The organism is Bradyrhizobium pachyrhizi (assembly GCF_001189245.1).
GTDB lineage: Bacteria > Pseudomonadota > Alphaproteobacteria > Rhizobiales > Xanthobacteraceae > Bradyrhizobium > Bradyrhizobium pachyrhizi.
Genome location: NZ_LFIQ01000057.1, coordinates 77023 through 98330 on the forward strand (window position 1 = coordinate 77023; position 21308 = coordinate 98330).

Genomic DNA, 21308 nt, shown 5'->3' on the forward strand with positions numbered 1-21308 from the left:
GGAGATTGCTCATCGAGATCCCGGGTTCGCGCTAATGCGCGCCCCGGGATGACGCGCTTTCGCGCGTCACTTCTTCGCGGCGGCCGCGCGCTCGACGAACGACTTGCCGCCCTTCATCTTGTGATGCAGCGGCGCCTCATTGATCTGGATCACGACCGCGTCGGCATCGACGCCGAGATTCTTCACCAGCGCCTGGGTGATGTCGCGCATCATGCCGAGCTTCTGCTCGTCGGTGCGGCCGGCGGCCATGCTCACGGTGATCTCAGGCATCGTTGCTCTCCCTCTTGTTGTCGCCATGGCCGGGCTCCTCCCGGCCATTCACGTCGCCGCGCATCAAACAAGAGGTGGATGCCCGGCACAAGGCCGGGCATGACGTCACAAGCGAATGGCTATCCCCACGCCACGTCATGCCGCGCCAGGACCTCGCGGACCTTGGCGACGAGATCGGCCTCTGCGCAGGAGAACTGCGCCGGACGCGTCTCACGCCATTCCTGGTTGGAGGCGATCGCAGCGGCGGCCTTGGCGCCCTCGATCAAATCCTTGATCTGCACCTCGCCGCGCGCCTTCTCGTCCGAGCCCTGGATGATCACGCAGGGCGAGTTGCGGCGGTCGGCATATTTGAGCTGATTGCCCATGTTCTTCGGATTGCCGAGATAGAGCTCGGCCCGGATGCCGGCCTGGCGCAACTGCGCGACCATCTTCTGGTAGTCGGCGACACGGTCGCGGTCGAACACGGTGACGACGACGGGACCGAACTCGGCCTGCGTGTCGAGCTGGCCGAGCATCGTCAGCGCCGCCTGCAGGCGCGACACCCCGATCGAGAAGCCCGTTGCCGGCACCGGCTCGCCGCGGAAGCGCGAGACGAGGCCGTCATAGCGGCCGCCGCCACCGACCGAGCCGAACCGCACCGGGCGGCCTTTCTCGTCCTTGGTGTCGAGCAGCAGCTCAACCTCGTAGACCGGGCCGGTGTAATATTCGAGGCCGCGAACAACGGTGGGATCGATGCGGATGCGATCCGCGCCATAGCCGGACGCCGCGACCAGCTTGGCGATCTCCTCGAGCTCGCTCACGCCGGCCTGACCAACTTCGCTCTTCGCCAGATAGGTCTCCGCCGCAGCAATCGCCTCTCGCCAATCGTCGCGCTGCCGCGTGACGGCCAGGACGATATCGGCATCCGCGGGGCTCAGGTCGGCGCCCTTGGTAAAGTCGCCCTTGCCCTCTTCGCCGCCATCCCATCGTCCGGGACCAAGCAGCTTGCGAACCTCATCGGCTGGAAATTTGTCGAGCTTGTCGATCGCGCGCAGCACGGTGAGGCGGCGGCCAGCATTGTCGTCGCCGCCGAGGCCGATCGCCTCGAGCACGCCGTCGAGCACCTTGCGGTTGTTCACCTTCACGACATAGGAGCCGCGCGGAATGCCGAGTGCTTCCATCGTATCGGCCGCCATCATGCAGATCTCGGCGTCGGCCGCCGGCGTCGCCGAGCCGACCGTGTCGGCGTCGAACTGCATGAACTGGCGGAAGCGGCCGGGACCCGGCTTCTCGTTGCGGAAGACGTAACCGAAGCGATAGGACCGATACGGCTTCGGCAGCGCGTCGAAGTTTTCCGCGACGTAGCGCGCCAGCGGCGCGGTGAGGTCGTAGCGCAGCGAGATCCACTGCTCGTCATCGTCCTGGAACGAGAACACGCCCTCGTTGGGACGGTCCTGGTCGGGCAGGAACTTGCCGAGCGCGTCGGTGTATTCCATCGCCGGCGTCTCCACCGGCTCGAAGCCGTAGAGCTCGTAGACGGCGCGGATCTTCTCGACCATCGCCCGCGTGGCATTGATCGCGGCCCGGCCGCGATCTTCCAGCCCGCGCGGCAGGCGCGCCTTCAGTTTCTGGGGTTTTTTGGGTTTCTCGGCCATTGGCGGCGTTTACCAGTGGACGCGCAAGGCGGCAACCGCCGCCATCGGCTTCCGGCTGTCATTCCGGGGCGCGTCGACGACGCGAACCCGGAATCACGTTGCGTCCGTCACTCGACGTTCCTAATCCAGTTATGCGGATCGTTGGTGCGACCGTACTGGATGTCGACCAGCTTCTTGCGCAGGCCCATGGCGACCGGGCCGGCCACGCCGCCGCTGATCTGGAAATCGCCGCTCGCCGAGCACACCTTGCCGATCGGCGAGATGACGGCCGCGGTGCCGCAGGCGAACGCCTCTTTCAGCTTGCCGCTGGCGGCGTCAGCGCGCCATTGCTGGATCGTATAGGGCTCCTCGCGCACGCGCGTGCCGGCATCCTTGGCAAGCGCGATGATCGAGTCGCGGGTGATGCCGGGCAGGATGGTGCCGAGCGGCGGCGTCAGCAGCGAGCCGTCGTCGAACGCGAAGAACACGTTCATGCCGCCGAGCTCCTCGATGTAGCGGCGCTCGACCGCATCGAGGAACACGACCTGGTCGCAACCCCGTTCGATGGCCTCGGCCTGCGCGCGCAGGCTGGCGGCGTAGTTGCCGCCGCACTTGACGGCGCCGGTGCCGCCGATCGCGGCGCGCGTGTAATTCTCCGACACCCAGATCGACACCGGCGCAGGGCCGCCCTTGAAATAGGAACCGACCGGCGAGGCGATGACCGAGAAGATGTATTCGGCCGACGGCTTCACGCCGAGGAAGATCTCGCTCGCGATCATGAAGGGCCGCAGATAGAGACTGCCCTCGCCGCCCGGGATCCAGGCGCGATCGATCCGCACCAGCTGCTCGACCGCGTCGATGAACAAATCCTCGGGCAACGGCGCCATCGCCATGCGCTCGGCCGAATCATGGAAGCGGCGGGCATTGGCGTCCGGCCGAAACAGGTTCACGCCGCCGTCGTCGCGCTTGTAGGCCTTGAGACCTTCGAAAATTTCCTGGGCGTAGTGCAGCACCGCCCCTGCCGGATCGAGCGGAAAATTCGCGCGGGCCTCGACGCGGGCGCTGTGCCAGCCCTTGCCCTGGCTGTAGCGGACGATCGCCATGTGATCGGTAAAGACCCGGCCGAAGCCGGGGTCCACGAGCTTCGCCGCGCGATCCTTGTCGGACGTCGCATTCGGCGAAGGCTGGATGTCAAACTTCAAAGTCATTTTTCTTGCTTTCCGCTGTCGGAACCGGCGCGATACCCGGCGCCGGCCTGTTTCCCCCGGAGCCTTCCGGCTCGGCTGGCCCGAACTTCACCACCGCCGGCCGCGCCGCCGGCTTCCATCGCCAACATGCCGTTTAGACATGCTTTTGCGGAATGCTGAAGTCCAGTATGTTTGCCGAAATGCCGCTCGACAATCGCACGGTAGTCCAATTTGCGGCCCAAACCGCCTCACAGGCTCGTTCAGGCCGCCTTAAACGCTGTCGAGGACAAAACGACCTAATGTTTCGTCGTGACAGGCAGTTTTGTAACATTGAACCCAAGATACGTCAATATGACTGACATAAATTTCTCAGGCATGGCTGCCAACCCCGATTCGCAGGGAGACGACCACGCTCCGGCGGCGGGGCGCGACCTGCGCTGGGACATCATCGAGCTGTTGTTCTTCGCCTACCGCGACTTTGTCGGCGACGCCGACCAGGAGCTGGAGGCGTTCGGCTTCGGCCGCGCCCACCACCGCGTCATCCACTTCGTCACCCGCTATCCGGGGCTGAAGGTCGCCGATCTGCTCGACGTCCTGCGCATCACCAAGCAGTCGCTCGGGCGCGTTCTCAAGCAGCTCTTGGACGAGGGCTACATCGTGCAGAAGACCGGCAACAACGACCGCCGGCAGCGCCTGCTCTACGCCACCCCGAAGGGCGAGGCGCTGGTCGCCAAGCTCGCGGGGCTGCAGACCGACCGCATCAACCGGGCGGTCGCCGGCATCGATCCGGCCGGCGTCGAGACGGTTCGCCAATTCCTCCGCGCGATGATCGACCGCGACGATCCCGACAAGGTGCTCGAAGCGATCTTCGGCGGCGGCAGAAAAACGAGGGAGTGAACCGGTGCAGGCTGCAACCATGATGCGCGCGCCGGTCGAGCCGGCCGACGACGCGCCGCATCTTCTGCTGGTCGACGACGACCGCCGTATTCGCGACCTGCTGTCGCGCTTTCTCTCCGGCGAAGGCTACCGGGTCACGACGGCAATGAGCGCCACCGATGCGCGCGCCAAGCTGCTCGGGCTGCATTTCGACCTGCTGATCCTCGACGTGATGATGCCCGGCGAGAACGGCTTCGACCTCGCCCGCTTCATCCGCAGCTCCTCGACGGTGCCGATCATCATGCTGACCGCCCGCCACGAGGCGGAAGCCCGCATCGAGGGCCTGCAGATCGGCGCCGACGATTATGTCGCCAAGCCGTTCGAGCCGCGCGAGCTGGTGCTCCGGATCGGCAATATCCTCAAGCGCACTGCGCCGCCGCAGGTCGCGGTCGTCGAGCAGATCGCGTTCGGCCCCTATATTTTCCACATCGAGCGCAGCGAACTGCGTCAGGGCGAGGAGATCATCCATCTCACCGACCGCGAGCGCGAGATGCTGCGCATCCTCGCCAGCGCGCCCGGCGAGACCGTGCCGCGCGCCGAGCTGACTTCCGGCGGCACCGTCAACGAACGTGCGGTCGACGTGCAGATCAACCGCCTGCGCCGCAAGATCGAGCACGATCCCGCCAATCCGCTGTTCCTGCAGGCGGTGCGCGGCATCGGCTATCGCCTGGTCGCCTCGCCATAAGATGCTGCCATGAGCACGCTCGACTCCGGCCTGACCCTGATCCGCAACGCCTCGCAACGCGTCTCGAAGGCGAACGGCTGGATGGGCAATGCGTTCAAGAGCTGGATGCCGACCGGCCTCTATGCCCGCGCGCTGCTGATCATGATCGTGCCGATGGTGATCCTGCAGACCGTGGTGGCGTTCGTGTTCATGGAGCGGCACTGGAACACAGTGACGCGGCGCCTGTCGGCCGCGGTGGTGTCCGATATCGCCGCGCTGATCGACGTCTACAAGAGCTACCCGCAGGACAAGGACCGCGCGCAGCTTCGCCGCATCGCCCAGAAACTGCAGCTGGTGGTCGACTTCCTTCCCGCCGGCGACATGCCGCCGCCGGGGCCGAAGCCGTTCTTCTCGCTGCTCGACCAGACCCTGTCGGTGCAGCTCGGCCGCCAGATCAGCCGTCCGTTCTGGATCGACACCGTCGGCAAATCCAATCTGGTCGAGATCCGCGTGCAGCTCGACGATTCGGTGATGCGGATCTTCGCCCAGCGCAGCGCGGCCTACGCCTCCAATTCGGAGATCTTCATCTTCTGGATGCTCGGCACCTCGACAATCCTCCTGATCGTCGCCGTGCTGTTCCTGCGCAACCAGATCAAGCCGATCCTGCGGCTGGCCGACGCCGCCGAAAGTTTCGGCAAGGGCCGCGAGGCGCCGAACTTCCGGCCGCGCGGCGCGCGCGAGGTGCGGCGCGCGGCGCAGGCCTTCATCGAGATGAAGGCGCGCGTCGAACGTTCGATCGAGCAGCGCACCGCGATGCTCGCCGGCGTGTCGCATGATCTGCGCACCATCCTGACGCGGTTCAAGCTCGAGCTTGCCCTGATCGGCGAAGGCCCCGAGATCGACGCGATGCGCAAGGACGTCGACGAGATGTCGATGATGCTGGAGGATTATCTCGCCTTCGCGCGCGGCGATTCCGGCGAGGTCGCGCAGCCGACCGACATGGCGTTGGCGCTCGAGGAATTGCGCAGCGACGCCGAACGCCACGGCCATACCGCGACCGTTGCGTTCCACGGCCTGCCCGTCGTCACGGTGAAGCCGGCCTCGTTCAAGCGCTGCCTCGCCAACCTCGTCTCCAACGCGGCGCGCCACGCCAACACGATCTCGATCACCGGCCATCGCGATCACCGCTATCTCAACGTCACGGTCGACGACGACGGGCCGGGCATCCCCGCCGACATGCGCGAGGAAGTGTTCAAGCCGTTCCTGCGACTCGACGATGCCCGCAACCAGGACGAAGGCGGCACCGGGCTCGGGCTTGCGATCGCCCGCGACATCGCCCGCTCGCATGGCGGCGACATCATGCTCAGCGAAAGCCCGATGGGCGGCCTGCGCGCCGTCGTGCGGGTGCCGGTGTAACGTAGCGTTTTCGAGCGAAATGGACGCCGGTTCGCGTGAAAAAAACGCGTCTAAAGCGCGATGAGATTAGGTTGAATCGTCGTCGCGCTTTAGCTCCTTGTTTGAGCATGATCTTTTCGGAAAACCGCTTCGCACTTTTCCGGATCATGCTTTAAACAACAAATTCGAGCTACCAGCGATAGGACAAGGTCCCGATGACCTGCCGCCGCTCGCCGGCGTAGCAATAGCCGGACTGGCAGGTCTGGTAGTGCGTGTCGAACAGATTGGTCGCGTTCAGGCGCGCGGTGGCGCCGAGGAAGCGCCGGTCCAGCTTGCCCAGATCGTAATCGATCACCGCATCGAACAACGTCGTCGCCGCGTTCTGGAACGTGTTCTGGTCGTTGCCGAAGTTCGTGCCGATATAACGCACGCCGAGACCAAGCCCGAGGCCCTCGACGGGCACGCCGGACTGGAACGTATATTTGCCGAAGGCGGCGAAGGAATTCCTCGGAATGCCGGAGAGCTCATTGCCGGTCGTATCGGGATTGCCCTGCGTGATCACGACGTTGAGATGGGTGTAGGCGGCGGTGAGATCAAATCCCTGCTTGAGCGCCAGCTTCGCCTCGAGCTCCACGCCCTTGGATTCGACCTGCCCGGTCGCTGCCTGGAACGCCATGTTGTTCGGATCGGTACGCAGCACGTTGTCCTGCGTGATGTCGAACACCGCGGCGGTCAACAGCACCGGAACGTTCGGCATCTGGTACTTGATGCCCACTTCCTTCTGCTCGCCGGTGGTCGGCTTGAACGGCAGTCCGGATGCGTCGACGCCGACCTGCGGGGCGAATGCCGTCGCGTAGCTGATATAGGGTGCAATGCCGTTGTCGAAGACGTAGCTCAGGCCCGCACGGCCCGTGAAGGCAGTCGCTTTCTGCGTTGACGGCACGCCGTCGAGACCCGCGGTCGTCGTCTGCGACACCCAGCTCTGGCGGCCGTTGAGCGTCAGAATGAAGCCGCCGAGCTTGGCCTGGTCCTGCGCATAGACACCGACCTCGTCGGTCGACTGCTTGTTGAAGATCGAGAATGCCGGCGTCGCGATCGCCTGGGCGCCGTAGTTCATGGTCTGGAGATTGAGATCGGGCGCCGGCCCGTAGCCGATCTTGTCGTTGTAGTAGGAGTGGCCGTAGTCGACGCCGAGCAGCACGGTATTCTTGATCGCGCCGAGCATGAACTTGGCCTCGGCCTGATTGTCGAGCGTCACCGTGTTGAAGCTGTCCAGGATCCGCCAGGCGGACCGCGACGCCAGATTGGTGCTGCTGTCGATCGAATCGATCTGGGTGTATTTCGCGTCGACGTCGACCTGGTAGAAGCGGAAGTTCTGCCGCACCGTCCACACATCGTCGACATTGTGCTCGAACGCGTAGCCGATGCGATATTGCTTCTGATCCATGGCGCTGAACGCCGGATCATTCGAGTAGATGTTGGTCAATTGTCCGTCGGGCGTGCGGAAATTGCCGATGCTCGCGGCGGTTCGGCTGCTTTGATATTCGCTCAGGATGGTGAAGGACGTGTCGGCGTCCGGCCGCCAGGTCAGCGCCGGCGCGATGTAGGCGCGATCGTCGTCGTTGCCGGGATACCAGGTCTTTGCGTCACGAAGCAGACCCGTCAGCCGGTAGTACAGCTGATCGCTGCCGGGCACCGGACCACCGACATCGAAACTGCCCTGGTAACGGTCGTAGGTGCCGCCCTGTAGCTGCACCTCACCGAATGCCGTCAACGGCGGCCGCTTGGTCGTGACATCCACGATCCCTCCCGGAGAGCCGAGGCCATAGAGGCCCGAGGCTGGTCCGCGCAGGATCGACACGCTGTCGAGACCGTAGGGTTCGATCTTGGGAATTGCGAAGTTGCCGCCGCCCTGACGCAGGCCGTCGCGATAGATGCCTGTATAGGTCGCATCGAAGCCGCGGATATAGAAACTGTCGAACCTTGGATCATAGCCGAACGCCGTGGTCGTCACGCCCGGCGTATAGCTGACGGCGTCCTTGAGCGTCTGAACGTTGCGATCCCTTAGCTCCTTTTGCGTGACGACCGAAAGCGACTGCGGCGTTTCGATCAGCGCTGTGCTGGTCTTGGTGCCGGCAGTGCTGGCGGTCGCGACGTAACCGGTCGTCATACCGATCGCGCCACCTGTGCCTTGCGACCGCGGAGCCTGACTCTGGGCGGGCGCAGTCGCATTGCGGCGCCGGTTCGCCGCGACCGCGCGCGAAGTCCTGGTGTTCTGAGTTGAAACGACGGCACCGCGCTTCTTTGCGGCGCCAGGTTCATCCACCGTCACTGCGGGAAGTTCGCTGACATTGTTCTGCGGAGGACTTGTCTGCGCCTGAGCGTAGGCGACGTCTGTGCCCATTGGCACAAGTATGACCGAACCGAGTAGCGCTGCGTTGATCGCAGCCGTTGATGCAAGCAAGCCGCGCTTGCTCCGCAACGAAGCCATTCCCACCGAACAAATCCCCGCATTGCCTTGCGCCGACATCGATCGAGCCGCGTTTGCGACAAGGCCGACATCGATTGGGGCGGACTTCTATCGGCGGGATGATCGAAATTCCACACGCGCAAAATAGAATCGATGGAAGCAGCAACGAAGCGCAACACTGGAGTGATTCAAGATGCGCAACGCTGGAACGATTCAAAACGACATGTTGGCGCGTCAGGCGTTCGACACGACGAAGGCGATGCGCGTCGTCTCTCCAGAGAGTCTCGAACGCGAGGCACGCGGCGATCATTCAGTGATGTTGCATCCCGTCGACGTCATCGCGCGCCGAGGAGCACACGAACGCAGTGACGCGGAGGGATCGGATGTATTGCACATCGCCTCGGCGCAAGATTGCTCCGCATTTTCGTCGCGAACTGCTCGCAATGACGGTGATGCGAAGTGTCACAGCCTCTCAGCATGAGAGGCGATGCATTCAGGCGCGCCGCAACGGCCGAATGCGCTGCGCGCTACTTCTGCTTGGGCAGGAGGCCCTTCAGCTTTTCCATGTCCTTGACGTTCATCTTCATGCCGCCGGGCATGATGATGTCACCGGCCTTCTGGTCGCTCTTGCAGGCGCCGAGCCATTTCGCCTCGATGGTCATCGTGGTATCGCGCGAGCCGGCCGCGCCGCCCTCGGCATGCGAGGTGCTCTTCACCGTGTAGGCGGAATTGAAATCGCCGACGATCTCGGCATGGCTCTGCATCGTCATGCCGGCGACGCTGCAGACGCTGTCGCTGACATAGCCGGTCGCGGTCTTCTGGATATCCTGCTTGGAGCAGACTTCCTTGGCCATCGGCGAGGCCGCCGCGCTCATCTCCTTGTCGGTGGTCTCGTCGGTGCAGTGCTGCATGGTGATTTCCGGCATCGGCCCGCCGGTGCGCACCATCTTCATCTCCCACAGACCGGCCTTGCGGATCGGCAGGTCGACGGCACTTGCGGCGCCAGCGGACAGGACAAGGCACACAGCCGAACCAAACAAGGCAAGCTGTCGGGTCATGCGGTCGGCTCCCGGCTGAACGATCGAAAGATCTGGTACGCGCTCAGTAGAGCGTGCGCAGCGGCCTCTGGGCCGCGCCATAGGGCACCCAGCGACAGGCGAAAGAGATGTAGCCGCCCGGATAGTTCTGCATCGCAAGGAACTTGGCCACCTTGCCGTAGGAGGCGCAATGATCGACGGCGAGCTGCCGGGCGTCGCTCTGGGTCGCCAGCGTATAGGCGATGATACCGCCGGTATCGTTGCCCTTGAACGGCGGCACCGGCTGCATCCAATCCGCTCGCGCCGGCACAACGGCCAGCATCCCGCAAACGGCAACCAGGCACGCGGCCAATTTCCTTCGCATCGCAGACTCCATTTCGCTTCGAGCCAACATAGAGTGCGCCGGCGACCGTGAAAAGAACGAGCCGGCTCCCCAAAGTGGACTTCTCCGCAGGTGTTGCCGCCCTGCACTTGACCTAGCCGGGGCTTCACGGCACCGTCCGCGGCATCGGATAATCGGGTGGATTCCCATGCGCAACCTGTTCAACTCCCGCAATAAACTCGGCCGCAAGCTCGGCCTCGGCGCCGCACTCGTGGTCAGCCTGCTGGCTTTCGGGGGTACGGCCCAGGCCGCCAATCCGCTCGAAATGAACTTCTGGCTGTCCGGCCCGCGCTATGACGGCAATGTGGCCCCATGCGAGAAGGCCCTGACGGTCATCAGCACGCAATTCCAGGAAAAGGAGGCCACCTTCTGGAATTCGCCGCTCGTGATCACCGGCTTCAACGGGATTCACGAAACCGCCTTCCGTCCCTGGCAGTCCGACAATATTCCGCGCCGTTATTGCACGGGCGAGGCGATGCTGAGCGACGGCAAGGTGCGCAAGGTGCACTATTCGATCATCGAGGACGGCGGCTTTGCCAGCATCAATCAGGGCGTCGAATGGTGCGTCGCGGGGCTCGACCGCAACTGGGCCTATAACCCGTCCTGCAAGGCCGCGCGGCCCTGATCTCCGACCAGATTGCTAATGCAGGAGCCGCCGCCATTTGGACGGCGGCTTTTTGTTCTTGAAATGTTCTCGCGACCTGCTAGGCTCCGGGCGGTCGAGTGAGGGAGCGGGTTGATGCCTCGGTTGGACACAATTTCCCGATTTTTGATTTCGGTTGCCATTATTCTGTGCAGTGCGGTTGGAGCCTCGGCCCAGGATCGCCGCCAGAATGCGCCCGGTGAGTTCGATTTCTATGTGCTGTCGCTGTCGTGGTCGCCCTCGTTCTGCGAGGCGGCGAGCGAGCGCGGCAACAACGGCCGCGGCACGCAGGCACAGTGCGGCGGACGGCCCTATTCCTTCGTGGTGCACGGCCTGTGGCCGCAATATGAGCGGGGCTTTCCGGAATACTGCCAGCGGCCCTCGCCGCGACTCGCCCGCAGCATCATGAGCTCGATGCTCGACCTGATGCCGGCGCCCGGGCTGATCTACAACGAGTGGGACAAGCACGGCACCTGCTCCGGTCTCGGCGAGCGCGCCTATTTCGAAGCCATCCGCAAGGCTCGCGCCACGGTGAAGATCCCCGAGGAATTCCTGCAATTGTCGGAGCCGAAGACGGTCGCGCCCGACGAGCTGGAGACGGCGTTCATCAAGGTCAATCCGGGCCTCAGCAACTCCGCGATCTCGGTGACCTGCGACAGCAAGCGGCTCAGCGAGGTGCGGATCTGCCTCAGCAAGGATCTGCAATTCCGCTCCTGCGAGGAAATCGATCGCCGCGCCTGCCGCCGCGATCAGGTGCTGATGCCGCCGGTTCGCGGCGGCTGACGCTCTGCGTCATGGCCGGCAGACCCGCGCCGCGCGTCGCCGCGCAGAACGTCCCCGCCACCTGCGCCGTCGCGAAACAAGCCAGATAAGGCGCAGATGCCCGGGAGCCGGCTTCGCCGAGCTCGGATGTCAACCCCGCCGACGCTTTAGCGAAGGCCGGGACAAGCCCGGGCATGACGAGTACAACATGCGCACCCTTTGGGAGCGTAGCACGATCATCACATGAACTACCGTCACGCCTTTCATGCCGGCAGCTTTGCCGACGTCATCAAGCACATCGTGCTGGTGCGCATGCTCGCCTATCTGCAGGACAAGCCGGCGCCGTTCCGCGTCATCGACACCCATGCCGGCGCCGGTCTCTATGATTTGACGTCGAGCGAAGCGCAGCGCGGCGGCGAATGGCTCACCGGCATCGCGCGGCTGATGCAGGCGCGGCTCTCCGACAAGGCATTGCCGCTGATCGCGCCCTATCTCGACATCGTCAGAGCATTCAATCCGAAAGGCGAGCTGAAAGCCTATCCCGGTTCGCCGTTGATCGCGCGGGCGCTGCTGCGTCCGCAAGATCGCCTCACCGCCTGCGAGATCGAACCGACGGCGCGCAAACAACTGATCGACGCCTTGCGACGCGACGCGCAAGCGCGCGTCGTCGATCTCGACGGCTGGATGGCGCTGCCCGCATTCGTGCCGCCGAACGAACGGCGCGGCCTGGTGCTGATCGATCCGCCGTTCGAAGCGAAGGACGAGTTTGAGCGGCTGGCCAGTGCTTTCACGGAAGCGTACGCGAAGTGGCCAACCGGCTCGTATCTTTTGTGGTACCCCGTAAAAACCCGGAGAGCCACCGATGAGCTAACGCGCAGTGTGGCTGCTGCAGCAGCAAGCAGCCGGCCCGCCGGCAAATGCCTGCGATTGGAATTCAGTGTGGCACCGCAAGAAGCAGGCGCAGGCCTCGTTTCCACAGGTCTTTTGCTGGTGAATCCGCCGTGGACGCTGGCGAATGAGTTGAAGATCATCCTGCCCGAACTCGAGAAGCCGCTCGGTCAAGGCGGCGCGGGACGCTTCAGACTCGAGACGCCTAAGCCATGATCGACACCTCCTACTGAAAAGTTCAATTTTGAGCATAGGCAATTTGCGCGGAACCGTATTATGCTCATCCTGTTACGACTGGCTTTACGTTCCGCTTCCGCGAATGGTTGCGGCGGAGTGACAAGGCCGAAATAAAATCCAGGCAGACCGGCGGCGTGACGCCGGGCTGTTCAGGTGGCCAAGCTTCCGACAAGCGAATGTCGGTCAACCGCTACGCGGCGTGCGCGTGGCGGTGGAGCAATACGGGGGAGGAGTTTCCCGATGGCCATGACTGGGACAGTCAAGTTCTTCAACGGAGAGCGTGGCTACGGCTTCATCAAGCCTGATGATGGCGGCCGCGATGTGTTCGTTCACATCACAGCTGTCGAGCGTGCAGGATTGAAGGACCTGACTGAAGGACAACGCATTACGTTCGAGGTTGAGCCCGACAAGAAGGGCAAGGGCCCGAAGGCGGTCAACCTGGTGGTCTCATGACGAGCGCTCGCGATGCGCGGGCTCGGGATGAACACCGAATGAGGCGTTGCGTGTGAGCTGACTGCCGAGCGCGGCTGGCGCTCGCTGGATGACCACCTGCATGATGCGGACGCGACTGGCGGTGCCGCATATCCCATACGTGCGGCCCACCGATTGGATTCGCGGACGCCGCGGCGTGTATACGGCCGTGCGCGACGTTGAGATCATCAACACAAAGAAAACCCGGCCGCGCGAGGCGCGGCCGGGAGTTAATGGTCGACGTTTTCTTGTTCTCAGAAGTGATAGTTGATGCCGGCGCGAACCAGGCTGAAGCTGTAGCCGTTCGACACGCCGCCGGTGATCGTGAAATTGCTGTTGGCAAGATCGACGTAGAGATACTCGATCTTGGCGCTCCAGTGCGGGGCAAAGCCCATTTCGGCGCCGGCACCGACGGTGAAGCCCGCATTGGTGTGGCTCTCCGTGATGCCGAACGTCTCGCCGCGCAGTTCGCCGAAGGCGAGACCGCCGGTCGCGTAGAACAGCACGTTGTTGACCGCATAGCCGGCGCGGCCGCGCACCGTGCCGAACCACGGGTTGGAGAACTTCCACGGCGCGAAGCGGTCGTCGGCAGTGGTGCCCTGGATATCGGCCTCGATACCGAACACCCAGGGGGAGCCGTCCTGGAAGTTGTAGCCGGCCTGCACACCGCCGACGAAACCGGACGGCTTGGTCGGGTTGTTCTCGACCGAGCCCCAGCCATAGCCGACATTGCCGCCCAGATAAGGGCCGGCCCAGCTATAGGCATTGAGCGGCTGATAGACGGTATAGGGCGAACCGTAGTTGAGATCGGCCGACGCCGCCGAGGTCGTCCAGCCTGCAACGATCAGTGCCAGCGCACGCGCAACAAACCGGGTCATTGGTACTCTCCACAACGCAACTGCCGCAGCCCGCCGGCCAGGGCCGGCGTGGTTACGGAATTCCACTTTTCGCTAAGATTTATCGAGAGTTTTAAGTTAAAGGGCTGTTAAGCCCGGTTACCGGCCCGCTCATCAGTCTTAACAAGGTGTTACGCAACCCCTCCCGGCGCCCGCGCGGGGCCGGTAACCTCCTGCAATCGAGGTGCTTTTTGTTGGTGCCGTCAGCGCTGGCGACCGGTCGCCCAAGCACTTAGTTTACGGCCCATGGTTCACGATTCTCCCGAGCGCCCGACGCCGGCCCCCAAGGTTGACTCCAAGGCTGACCCCAAGCCACGGCGCGGTTCAAAGTCCGACCTGCCACAGGACGATCTGGCGCTCGATACAAGCGACGTCGATCCCGAAACCTCCGCCGCCGAGGAGGAGGACGAGGCACGCCTGCCCGAGGCTTCGGAGGACGCCGCCGAGGCGGTCGCCGAGGGCACGCTCTCGGTCGGACATGCCGCGATCGAGAACGCGGTCCGCCTCGCCCCGACCTCGCCCGGCGTCTACCGCATGCTCAACGCCGCCAACGACGTGCTCTATGTCGGCAAGGCGAAGAACGTCAAAAAGCGGCTGTCGTCCTATGCGCGGGCCAACGCGCCGCTGCCGGCGCGCATCCTGCGCATGATCGCGGCGACCACGCATGTCGAGATCGTCTCGACCATGACCGAGACCGAGGCGCTGCTGCTCGAAGCCAATCTGATCAAGCAGCTCCGTCCGCGCTTCAATGTGCAGCTGCGCGACGACAAGTCGTTTCCCTATATTCTGATCACCGGCGACCATTGGGCGCCGCAGATCCTCAAGCATCGCGGCGCGCAGTCGCGGCCCGGGCGCTATTTCGGCCCGTTCGCCAACGCGGGCGCGGTCAACCGCACCATCACGGCGCTGCAGCGCGCGTTCCTGATCCGCTCCTGCACCGACGGCTTCTTCGAAAGCCGCAGCCGGCCCTGCCTGCTCTATCAGATCAAGCGCTGCGCCGGTCCCTGCACGCGCGAGATCGACTTCCCCGGCTATAGCGAACTGGTGCACGAGGCGACCGAATTTCTCTCCGGCCGCAGCCACGCCGTGAAGGAGCTGCTCGCGGCCGAGATGGAGAAGGCCTCCGGCGAGCTCGAGTTCGAAACCGCGGCGCTGTACCGCGATCGTCTCGCGGCGCTGTCGGCGATCCAGTCGCAGCAGGGCATCAATCCGCGCACGGTCGAAGAGGCCGATGTGTTCGCGATCCACCAGGAGGGCGGCTATTCCTGCGTCGAGGTGTTCTTCTTCCGCACCGGCCAGAACTGGGGCAACCGCGCCTATTTCCCGAAGGCCGAGAAGAGCTTCACGCCCGAGGAGGTGCTGTCCTCGTTCCTCGCGCAATTCTACGACGACAAGCCGCCGCCGAAGCTGATCCTGCTGTCGCACGAGATCGAGGAAAGCGCGTTGCTCGCCGATGCGCTGTCGGTCAAGGCCGGATCCAAGGTCGAGGTCTCCGTGCCGAAGCGCGGCGAGAAGAAGGAGCTGATCGGCCACGCGCTCACCAACGCGCGCGAGGCGCTCGGCCGCAAGCTCGCCGATACCGCGACGCAAAGCCGGCTGCTGGAGGGCATGGTCTCGAGGCTCGGCCTGCCGCACACGCCCAAGCGGATCGAGGTCTACGACAACAGCCACATCCAGGGCACCAACGCGGTCGGCGCGATGATCGTGGCGGGACCCGACGGGTTCATGAAAAACCAGTACCGCAAATTCAACATCAAGTCGGAAGGGCTGACGCCCGGCGACGATTACGGAATGATGCGCGAGGTGCTGGAACGCCGCTTCAAGCGGCTGCTGAAGCCGCCGGAGGGCGAGGCCGCTGCCAAGACGAAAGCGGATGACGATTCGTTTCCGCAATGGCCCGATCTCGTCATCATCGACGGCGGCCGCGGCCAGCTCAACGCGGTCCGGGAGATTTTCCAGAATCTCGGACTGACCGAGGTCTCGCTGATGGCGGTGGCCAAGGGTCCGGAGCGCGATGCCGGGCGCGAAACCCTGTTCATGCCCGACCGCGAGGCCATCAAGCTGGAGCCGCGCGACCCGGTGCTCTATTTCATCCAGCGGCTGCGCGACGAGGCCCATCGCTTCGTGATCGGCTCGCACCGCAAGCTGCGCAAAAAAGACATCCGCGAGGCCGGCCTGCAGGAGATCCCGGGCATCGGCCCGTCCCGCAAGCGGGCCTTGCTGCACCACTTCGGAACGCTCAAGGAGATCGAGCGGGCCTCGATCGCCGACCTCGGCAAGGTTCCCGGCGTCAGCGCCGAGAGTGCCCGCAAGATTTTCGAGTTTTTCCACGCCCAGCCGGGTTAAACCAAAGGCGAGTCATCAGGGCGTCGCCTGCGACAGGGCATCTAGGGCATGATGCGGAAAAGTGTGAGGCAGTTATCCGAAAAGATCATGCTTAAACAACGAGCTAAGGCGCTATGACGATGCAGCGCAATCTGGTCGCGCTTTACGCGTCCGCACGGTTGACCTTCTCGCTTCAGCGGTATTGGTAGAACGGATGAACATCGCCACGACCCGGGGACAGACCAAGACCATGTCCCTCCCGAATATCCTGACCTACGCCCGGATCGCCGCGATCCCGGTGGTGATCGGCTGCGTCTATTGGCAATCGATCCTGGACGGCCCGCTGTGGCTGCGCTGGGTGGCGCTGGCCGTGTTCATTGCGGCGGGGGTCACCGACTATCTCGACGGCTATTATGCCCGGATCTGGGACCAGCAGTCCGCCTTCGGCCGGATGCTTGATCCGATCGCCGACAAGCTGCTGGTCGCCTCCAGCCTCTTGATGCTGGCCGCCGACAATTCGATCCATGGCTGGACGCTGTGGGCGGCGATCGTGATCCTGTGCCGCGAGATCCTGGTCTCGGGCCTGCGCGAATATCTCGCCGGGCTCAGGGTCAGCGTTCCCGTCACCAAGCTGGCGAAATGGAAGACGACGATCCAGCTGGTGGCGATCGGCTTTCTGATCGCCGGCGAAGCGGGCGAGCAGGTCTTCCCGGCCACCACCCTGATCGGCATCGTGTTGCTCTGGATGTCGGCGATCTTCACGATCTACACCGGCTGGGATTACTTCCGTGCCGGCATCCATCACCTCATCAAGGAGGATGAGGGATGAAGCTGAAATATTTCGCCTGGGTGCGTGAACGCGTCGGCAAGGCTGAAGAGATCGTCGAGCCGCCGGCCGAGGTGCGCACCGTCGGCGACCTGATCGGCTGGCTTGCCGCGCGCGACGATGCCTATGCCTATGCCTTCGAGAAGCCGACAGTGATCCGCGCCGCGATCGACCACGCCCATGTCAAATCAGACGCGGCGATCTCCGGCGCCCGTGAGATCGCGTTCTTTCCGCCGATGACCGGCGGCTAAATCCTAACATGACCGTCGCAGCGACCATCCGTATCCAGCAAGCCGACTTCGACGTCGCGCAGGAGATCGCGGCCTTAAGCCGAGGCCGCACCGATGTCGGCGCGGTCGTCAGCTTCAGCGGCATCTGCCGCGGCAGCGAGCAGGGCGAGCCGATCGCGGCGCTGACGCTCGAACATTATCCTGAAATGGCGGAAGCCGAGATTGGACGCCACGCCGACGAGGCGCTGTCGCGCTGGCCGTTGCAGGGCCTCACCATCATCCATCGCTTCGGCCGTATCACGCCGGGCGAGAACATCGTGCTGGTCGTGACCGCCTCGGCGCACCGGCAGGCCGCGTTCGAAGCCGCCGAGTTTCTGATGGACTATCTGAAGACCAACGCACCGTTCTGGAAGCGCGAGGAAAGCGCGCGCGGCACGAGCTGGATCGAGGCGCAGGGCCATGACGACGCGGCCGCCGCGCGCTGGACCAAATCCTGATGGCCAAGCGCAGCAAAGTGCCCACCAAGCGCAGCCCCGCCGTGCCGAAAGCGCCGAAAGTCGGCGCCGGCGAGCTGCACACCCTGTTCGATTTCCTGCGCTATGCGACAAGCCGCTTCAACGCGGCCAAGCTCGTGCTCGCGCACGGCACCACCGATCCGGTGGCCGAGGCCGCGTTCCTGATCTGCGAAACGCTGCACCTGCATCCCGACCAGTTCGAGAACTTTGCCACCGCGCGCGTCACGATTGCCGAGGGCAAGCAGATCCTCGACCTGATCGAGCGCCGGATCGCGACGCGGAAGCCGGCCGCCTATCTCGTCAACAAGGTCTATATGCGCGGCCTGCCGTTCTATGTCGATGAGCGCACCATCGTGCCGCGCTCCTTCATCGGCGAATTGCTGGATTCGCATTTCGGCGGTGACGAGGAGGGCACCTCGCTGATCGGCGATCCCGACGAGGTCGAACGCGTGCTCGATCTCTGCACCGGCTCCGGCTGCCTCGCGATCCTGGCGGCCCGGCATTTCCCCAACGCCGCGGTCGATGCCGTCGATATTTCAAAGGACGCGCTGGAGGTCGCCGCGCGCAACGTCGCCGACCACGGCCTCGACGATCGCCTGACGCTCCATCGCGGCGACCTGTTCAGGCCGCTCGGCGACAACAGATACGATTTCATCATCTCGAACCCGCCCTATGTCGACGCCGAAGGCATGGCGGCGCTGCCGCGCGAGTGCCGTGCCGAGCCGAAGATCGCGTTCGACGGCGGCGCCGACGGGCTCGACATCGTCCGCCGCCTGCTCGATGAGGCGAGGCAACATCTGACCCCGCAGGGCGGGCTGCTTTGCGAGATCGGCCGCGGCCGCGACAATCTCGAGGCCGCCTATCCGAACCTGCCGCTGCTCTGGCTCGACACCGAGGACTCCGAGGGCGAGGTGTTCTGGATTGCCGCCGCCGACCTCTGACCGGCGTGCCGCCGCCGGCTCAGGCGATTTACGGAGCCCGATCTGGCCGAAACGAAAATCGTGCGTAGTTCCAGCCGGTTCCGAAGATCGCTGGCCCGTCGAATCAACAATGGTGCTAAGGTCGCAGTCTGGGGACGTTCGGACAGAGGGCGCGGGCGCGCGACATGATTCGCATTTCGACGATCTTCATCGCCATCTGCATGGTGCTGGTCGCAGCCTCGCTCGGCTTCGTGCTGTATTCGGTGGCGGGCATCAGCGGATCGGAATCGGCGATCGTGGCGCTCGCCGCCCTCACCTGCCTGATCCTCTACAACGCCGTCTCGATGCGGCTGCGCGACCGCAGCGACGTCGGCGGCCAGATCGCGGATCTGTCGCGCGGCACCGCCGACCTTGCCCGCCAGGTCGCCGAATTCGGCCGCCGGCTGGCCGCAGTCGAAGGCCGCGTCGCCTCGGCCAACTCCACCGGCGCCGACCGGATGCAGGGCATGGCCGGCGAGATCAGCGAGCTCGGCGGACTGGTGCGGCAGCTTGCGGCATCCGTCGCCCATCATGAGGATCTGCTGGCAGCGGCTCCGGCGATGCAGCCGGTCACCTCCCCGCGCGACGATGTGCTGCAACGGGTTGCGCCGGCGCCGACGGTCGTGGTTGCGCCTCAGCCGACACCTGCGGCTCCGCCGGAGGTCTCGCGCAGCCAGACCCAGCTGATCGGCGCGATCAAGCAGGCCATCGACGAGAACCGCCTCGACATCTACCTGCAGCCGATGGTGACGCTGCCGCAGCGCAAGGTGCGCTACTACGAGGCGGTGACGCGGCTGCGCGACGAGCGCGACCAGGTGCTGGCCGCCGAGGATTTCATCGAGGCGGCCGAGGCCGGCGGCCTGATCGGCCGCATCGATCACATGGTGATGCTTCGCTGCGTTCAGGTGCTGCGCCGCCTGATGATCCGCAGCAAGGATGTCGGCGTGTTCTGCAACGTCTCGGCGGCGACGCTGTCGAGCCCGGCGCACTTCACCCAATGTCTCGACTTCCTGGAGGCCAACCGCGCGCTGGCGCCGTCCTTCGTGCTCGAGTTCAAGCAGGCGACCTTCCGCCATCTCGGCCCGACCGAGAGCGAAAACCTCGCGGCGCTGGCACAGCGCGGCTACCGGTTCTCGATCGACCATGTCAGCGACCTCCGCCTCGAGCCGCGCGAGCTCGCCGATCGCGGCGTCCGCTTCATCAAGGTGCCGGCGGCGCTGCTGCTCGACGCCAAGCAGATCGCGAGCACCGATATCCATCCTTCCGATCTGTCCGACCTGCTCGGCCGCTACGGCATCGACCTGATCGCCGAACGGATCGAGGGCGAACGCTCGGTGGTCGACCTGCTCGATTACGATGTCCGGTTCGGCCAGGGGTTCCTGTTCGCGCCGCCGCGGCCGTTGCGGCCGGAGGGGGCATCTGCTACCGCCGAGGCTCCGCAGACCAACCCCCAGGATCTTAATGGCGCCAGCACTTCAGCCCCTGTCTCCAGCCCCGCAGCTCCGCCGCGCGCAACCGGCAGCGCCGCGCTGGCGCGCCGCGCCCTTGGTCCAAATTAGCCGGCAATTCGCATCATGACCTCACTGCGTTTCGTGGAACAGCTGCGCGACCTCGTCGGCGGCGTCGATGTGGTGCTGTCGGACATCTGGGGCGTCGTGCACAACGGGCTCGAGTCCTTTCCCGAGGCCTGCGAGGCGCTGCATACGTTCCGCCAGAGAGGCGGCACGGTCATCCTGATCACCAACGCGCCGCGACCGGCCGATTCCGTGCAGCGACAACTGCGCAAGCTCGGCGTCGCCGACGAGACCTATGATGCGATCGTCTCCTCAGGTGACCTGACGCGCCACTTCGTGGCCGATCATCCCGGCCAGAAGATCTTCTGGATCGGCCCTGAGCGCGACAGCTCGATCCACCGCGGCCTCGACGCCACGCTGGTGCCGCTGGAGCAGGCCGACTACATCATCTGCACCGGCCTGTTCGACGACGAGACCGAGTCGGCCGAAGATTATCGCGACACGCTGCTGAAGGCGCTCGAGCGCAAGCTCACGCTGGTCTGCGCCAATCCCGATATCGTGGTCGAGCGCGGCGACCGGCTGATCTATTGCGCCGGGGCGGTCGCCGAACTCTATCGCGAGCTCGGCGGCGAGGTGATCTTCTACGGCAAGCCGCACCGGCCGATCTATGAGCGCGCCATGGCACTGGCCACCGAGCGCCGCGGGCGTCCGACCGAGCTCAGCCGGGTGCTCGCGATCGGCGATTCCGTGCGCACCGATCTCACCGGCGCCCTTGGCTTCGGCATCGATCTGTTGTTCGTCACGCGCGGCATCCATTCCGAGCAGTTTGAGGGCATCGAGCAGCTCGATGCGGCCTCGATCAAGGAATTGTTCGGCCACCCGCCGCGCGCGCTGATGCGCGAGCTGAAGTGGTAGCCAAAAGGTCATCGGACTCCCTCGCCCCGCTCTTGTGCGGGGTCGAGACGAGCGAAGCTCCCTCTTGGAGGGTTGGGTGAGCGGCTGCCTCCCCAAGCGCTGGATGCCGAGAGACCCGTCCCCCTCACCCGGATTGCATCTCTCGATGCAATCCGACCTCTCCCCGCAAGCGG

Annotated in this window: 22 protein-coding genes; 15 read left to right on the top strand and 7 right to left on the bottom strand. The window is 64.6% G+C overall.

Annotated features, from left to right (window positions below):
- Positions 1-66: 66 nt before the first annotated feature.
- The 3 genes from AKL29_RS11145 to AKL29_RS11155 form a co-directional block, all read right to left on the bottom strand.
- Positions 67-270 (bottom strand): tautomerase family protein, encoded by a 204-nt coding sequence (locus tag AKL29_RS11145; RefSeq protein ID WP_018269806.1) that lies wholly within the window; start codon positions 268-270, stop codon positions 67-69.
- Positions 271-389: 119 nt separating this feature from the next.
- Positions 390-1904: a histidine--tRNA ligase gene (gene hisS / locus AKL29_RS11150; protein ID WP_050384192.1), complete on the bottom strand. Its 1515-nt coding sequence runs from the start codon at positions 1902-1904 to the stop codon at positions 390-392.
- Positions 1905-2011: 107 nt separating this feature from the next.
- A complete protein-coding gene (locus AKL29_RS11155) occupies positions 2012-3091 on the bottom strand; it encodes a branched-chain amino acid aminotransferase (RefSeq protein WP_028333085.1) in 1080 nt (359 codons plus the stop codon).
- 330 nt (positions 3092-3421) lie between these two features.
- Between AKL29_RS11155 and AKL29_RS11160 the strand changes: the two genes are divergently transcribed.
- The 3 genes from AKL29_RS11160 to AKL29_RS11170 are packed head-to-tail and all read left to right on the top strand — an operon-like array spanning position 3422 to position 6086.
- Complete coding sequence (locus tag AKL29_RS11160; protein ID WP_050384193.1) at positions 3422-3967, top strand: MarR family winged helix-turn-helix transcriptional regulator; 546 nt, start codon at positions 3422-3424, stop codon at positions 3965-3967.
- Positions 3968-3986: 19 nt separating this feature from the next.
- On the top strand, positions 3987-4691 hold the full coding sequence (locus AKL29_RS11165) for a response regulator (RefSeq protein ID WP_038377300.1): 705 nt from the start codon (positions 3987-3989) through the stop codon (positions 4689-4691).
- A gap of 9 nt (positions 4692-4700) precedes the next feature.
- The gene (locus tag AKL29_RS11170) at positions 4701-6086 is read left to right on the top strand and encodes an ATP-binding protein (protein ID WP_028333083.1); all 1386 of its coding nucleotides are present in this window, start codon (positions 4701-4703) and stop codon (positions 6084-6086) included.
- Between the two features lie 169 nt (positions 6087-6255).
- On the opposite strand, the gene AKL29_RS11175 is transcribed toward AKL29_RS11170, so the two are convergent.
- The gene (locus AKL29_RS11175) at positions 6256-8235 is read right to left on the bottom strand and encodes a TonB-dependent siderophore receptor (protein ID WP_244481934.1); all 1980 of its coding nucleotides are present in this window, start codon (positions 8233-8235) and stop codon (positions 6256-6258) included.
- 493 nt (positions 8236-8728) lie between these two features.
- Here AKL29_RS11175 and AKL29_RS41805 point away from each other — a divergent pair, with 493 nt between their 5' ends.
- A complete protein-coding gene (locus tag AKL29_RS41805; RefSeq protein WP_152977540.1) occupies positions 8729-9016 on the top strand; it encodes a hypothetical protein in 288 nt (95 codons plus the stop codon).
- A gap of 46 nt (positions 9017-9062) precedes the next feature.
- Here the strand turns inward: AKL29_RS41805 and AKL29_RS11180 are convergent, their stop codons facing one another.
- Both AKL29_RS11180 and AKL29_RS11185 read right to left on the bottom strand, forming a co-directional pair.
- A complete protein-coding gene (locus AKL29_RS11180) occupies positions 9063-9593 on the bottom strand; it encodes a DUF3617 domain-containing protein (RefSeq protein ID WP_028333081.1) in 531 nt (176 codons plus the stop codon).
- 43 nt (positions 9594-9636) lie between these two features.
- Positions 9637-9936, bottom strand: a complete 300-nt coding sequence (locus AKL29_RS11185; RefSeq protein ID WP_028333080.1) for a hypothetical protein — start codon at positions 9934-9936, stop codon at positions 9637-9639.
- 166 nt (positions 9937-10102) lie between these two features.
- Here AKL29_RS11185 and AKL29_RS11190 point away from each other — a divergent pair, with 166 nt between their 5' ends.
- The 4 genes from AKL29_RS11190 to AKL29_RS11205 all read left to right on the top strand — a co-directional run bounded on the left by AKL29_RS11190 (position 10103) and on the right by AKL29_RS11205 (position 12937).
- On the top strand, positions 10103-10579 hold the full coding sequence (locus tag AKL29_RS11190; protein ID WP_028333079.1) for a hypothetical protein: 477 nt from the start codon (positions 10103-10105) through the stop codon (positions 10577-10579).
- Positions 10580-10693: 114 nt separating this feature from the next.
- Positions 10694-11380 carry a ribonuclease T2 family protein gene (locus AKL29_RS11195; RefSeq protein WP_038377299.1) on the top strand — a complete coding sequence of 229 codons (687 nt, stop codon included), beginning with the start codon at positions 10694-10696 and terminating at the stop codon, positions 11378-11380.
- A 222-nt stretch (positions 11381-11602) separates the two neighbouring features.
- Positions 11603-12463 (top strand): 23S rRNA (adenine(2030)-N(6))-methyltransferase RlmJ, encoded by an 861-nt coding sequence (locus AKL29_RS11200; protein ID WP_050384195.1) that lies wholly within the window; start codon positions 11603-11605, stop codon positions 12461-12463.
- A 261-nt stretch (positions 12464-12724) separates the two neighbouring features.
- Positions 12725-12937, top strand: coding sequence for a cold-shock protein (locus AKL29_RS11205; RefSeq protein ID WP_016844477.1), 213 nt, complete (start codon positions 12725-12727; stop codon positions 12935-12937).
- Positions 12938-13209: 272 nt separating this feature from the next.
- Here the strand turns inward: AKL29_RS11205 and AKL29_RS11210 are convergent, their stop codons facing one another.
- Complete coding sequence (locus AKL29_RS11210; protein ID WP_050384196.1) at positions 13210-13833, bottom strand: outer membrane protein; 624 nt, start codon at positions 13831-13833, stop codon at positions 13210-13212.
- A gap of 264 nt (positions 13834-14097) precedes the next feature.
- Between AKL29_RS11210 and uvrC the strand changes: the two genes are divergently transcribed.
- The 7 genes from uvrC (at position 14098) to AKL29_RS11245 (ending at position 21135) form a co-directional block, all read left to right on the top strand.
- Positions 14098-16197, top strand: a complete 2100-nt coding sequence (uvrC, locus tag AKL29_RS11215) for an excinuclease ABC subunit UvrC (RefSeq protein WP_050384197.1) — start codon at positions 14098-14100, stop codon at positions 16195-16197.
- 193 nt (positions 16198-16390) lie between these two features.
- On the top strand, positions 16391-17005 hold the full coding sequence (gene pgsA, locus AKL29_RS11220) for a CDP-diacylglycerol--glycerol-3-phosphate 3-phosphatidyltransferase (RefSeq protein WP_028333075.1): 615 nt from the start codon (positions 16391-16393) through the stop codon (positions 17003-17005).
- The gene (gene moaD, locus AKL29_RS11225) at positions 17002-17253 is read left to right on the top strand and encodes a molybdopterin converting factor subunit 1 (protein ID WP_028333074.1); all 252 of its coding nucleotides are present in this window, start codon (positions 17002-17004) and stop codon (positions 17251-17253) included. Before pgsA ends, moaD begins: the two co-directional genes overlap by 4 nt.
- Positions 17254-17261: 8 nt before the next feature.
- Positions 17262-17729, top strand: coding sequence for a molybdenum cofactor biosynthesis protein MoaE (locus tag AKL29_RS11230; RefSeq protein WP_050384198.1), 468 nt, complete (start codon positions 17262-17264; stop codon positions 17727-17729).
- Entirely contained in the window at positions 17729-18688 is a 960-nt protein-coding gene (gene prmB, locus AKL29_RS11235) for a 50S ribosomal protein L3 N(5)-glutamine methyltransferase (RefSeq protein WP_050384199.1), read from the top strand. Before AKL29_RS11230 ends, prmB begins: the two co-directional genes overlap by 1 nt.
- A 164-nt stretch (positions 18689-18852) precedes the next feature.
- The gene (locus AKL29_RS11240; protein WP_050384200.1) at positions 18853-20265 is read left to right on the top strand and encodes an EAL domain-containing protein; all 1413 of its coding nucleotides are present in this window, start codon (positions 18853-18855) and stop codon (positions 20263-20265) included.
- Between the two features lie 15 nt (positions 20266-20280).
- The gene (locus AKL29_RS11245) at positions 20281-21135 is read left to right on the top strand and encodes a TIGR01459 family HAD-type hydrolase (protein WP_050384201.1); all 855 of its coding nucleotides are present in this window, start codon (positions 20281-20283) and stop codon (positions 21133-21135) included.
- The last annotated feature ends 173 nt before the right edge of the window (positions 21136-21308 follow it).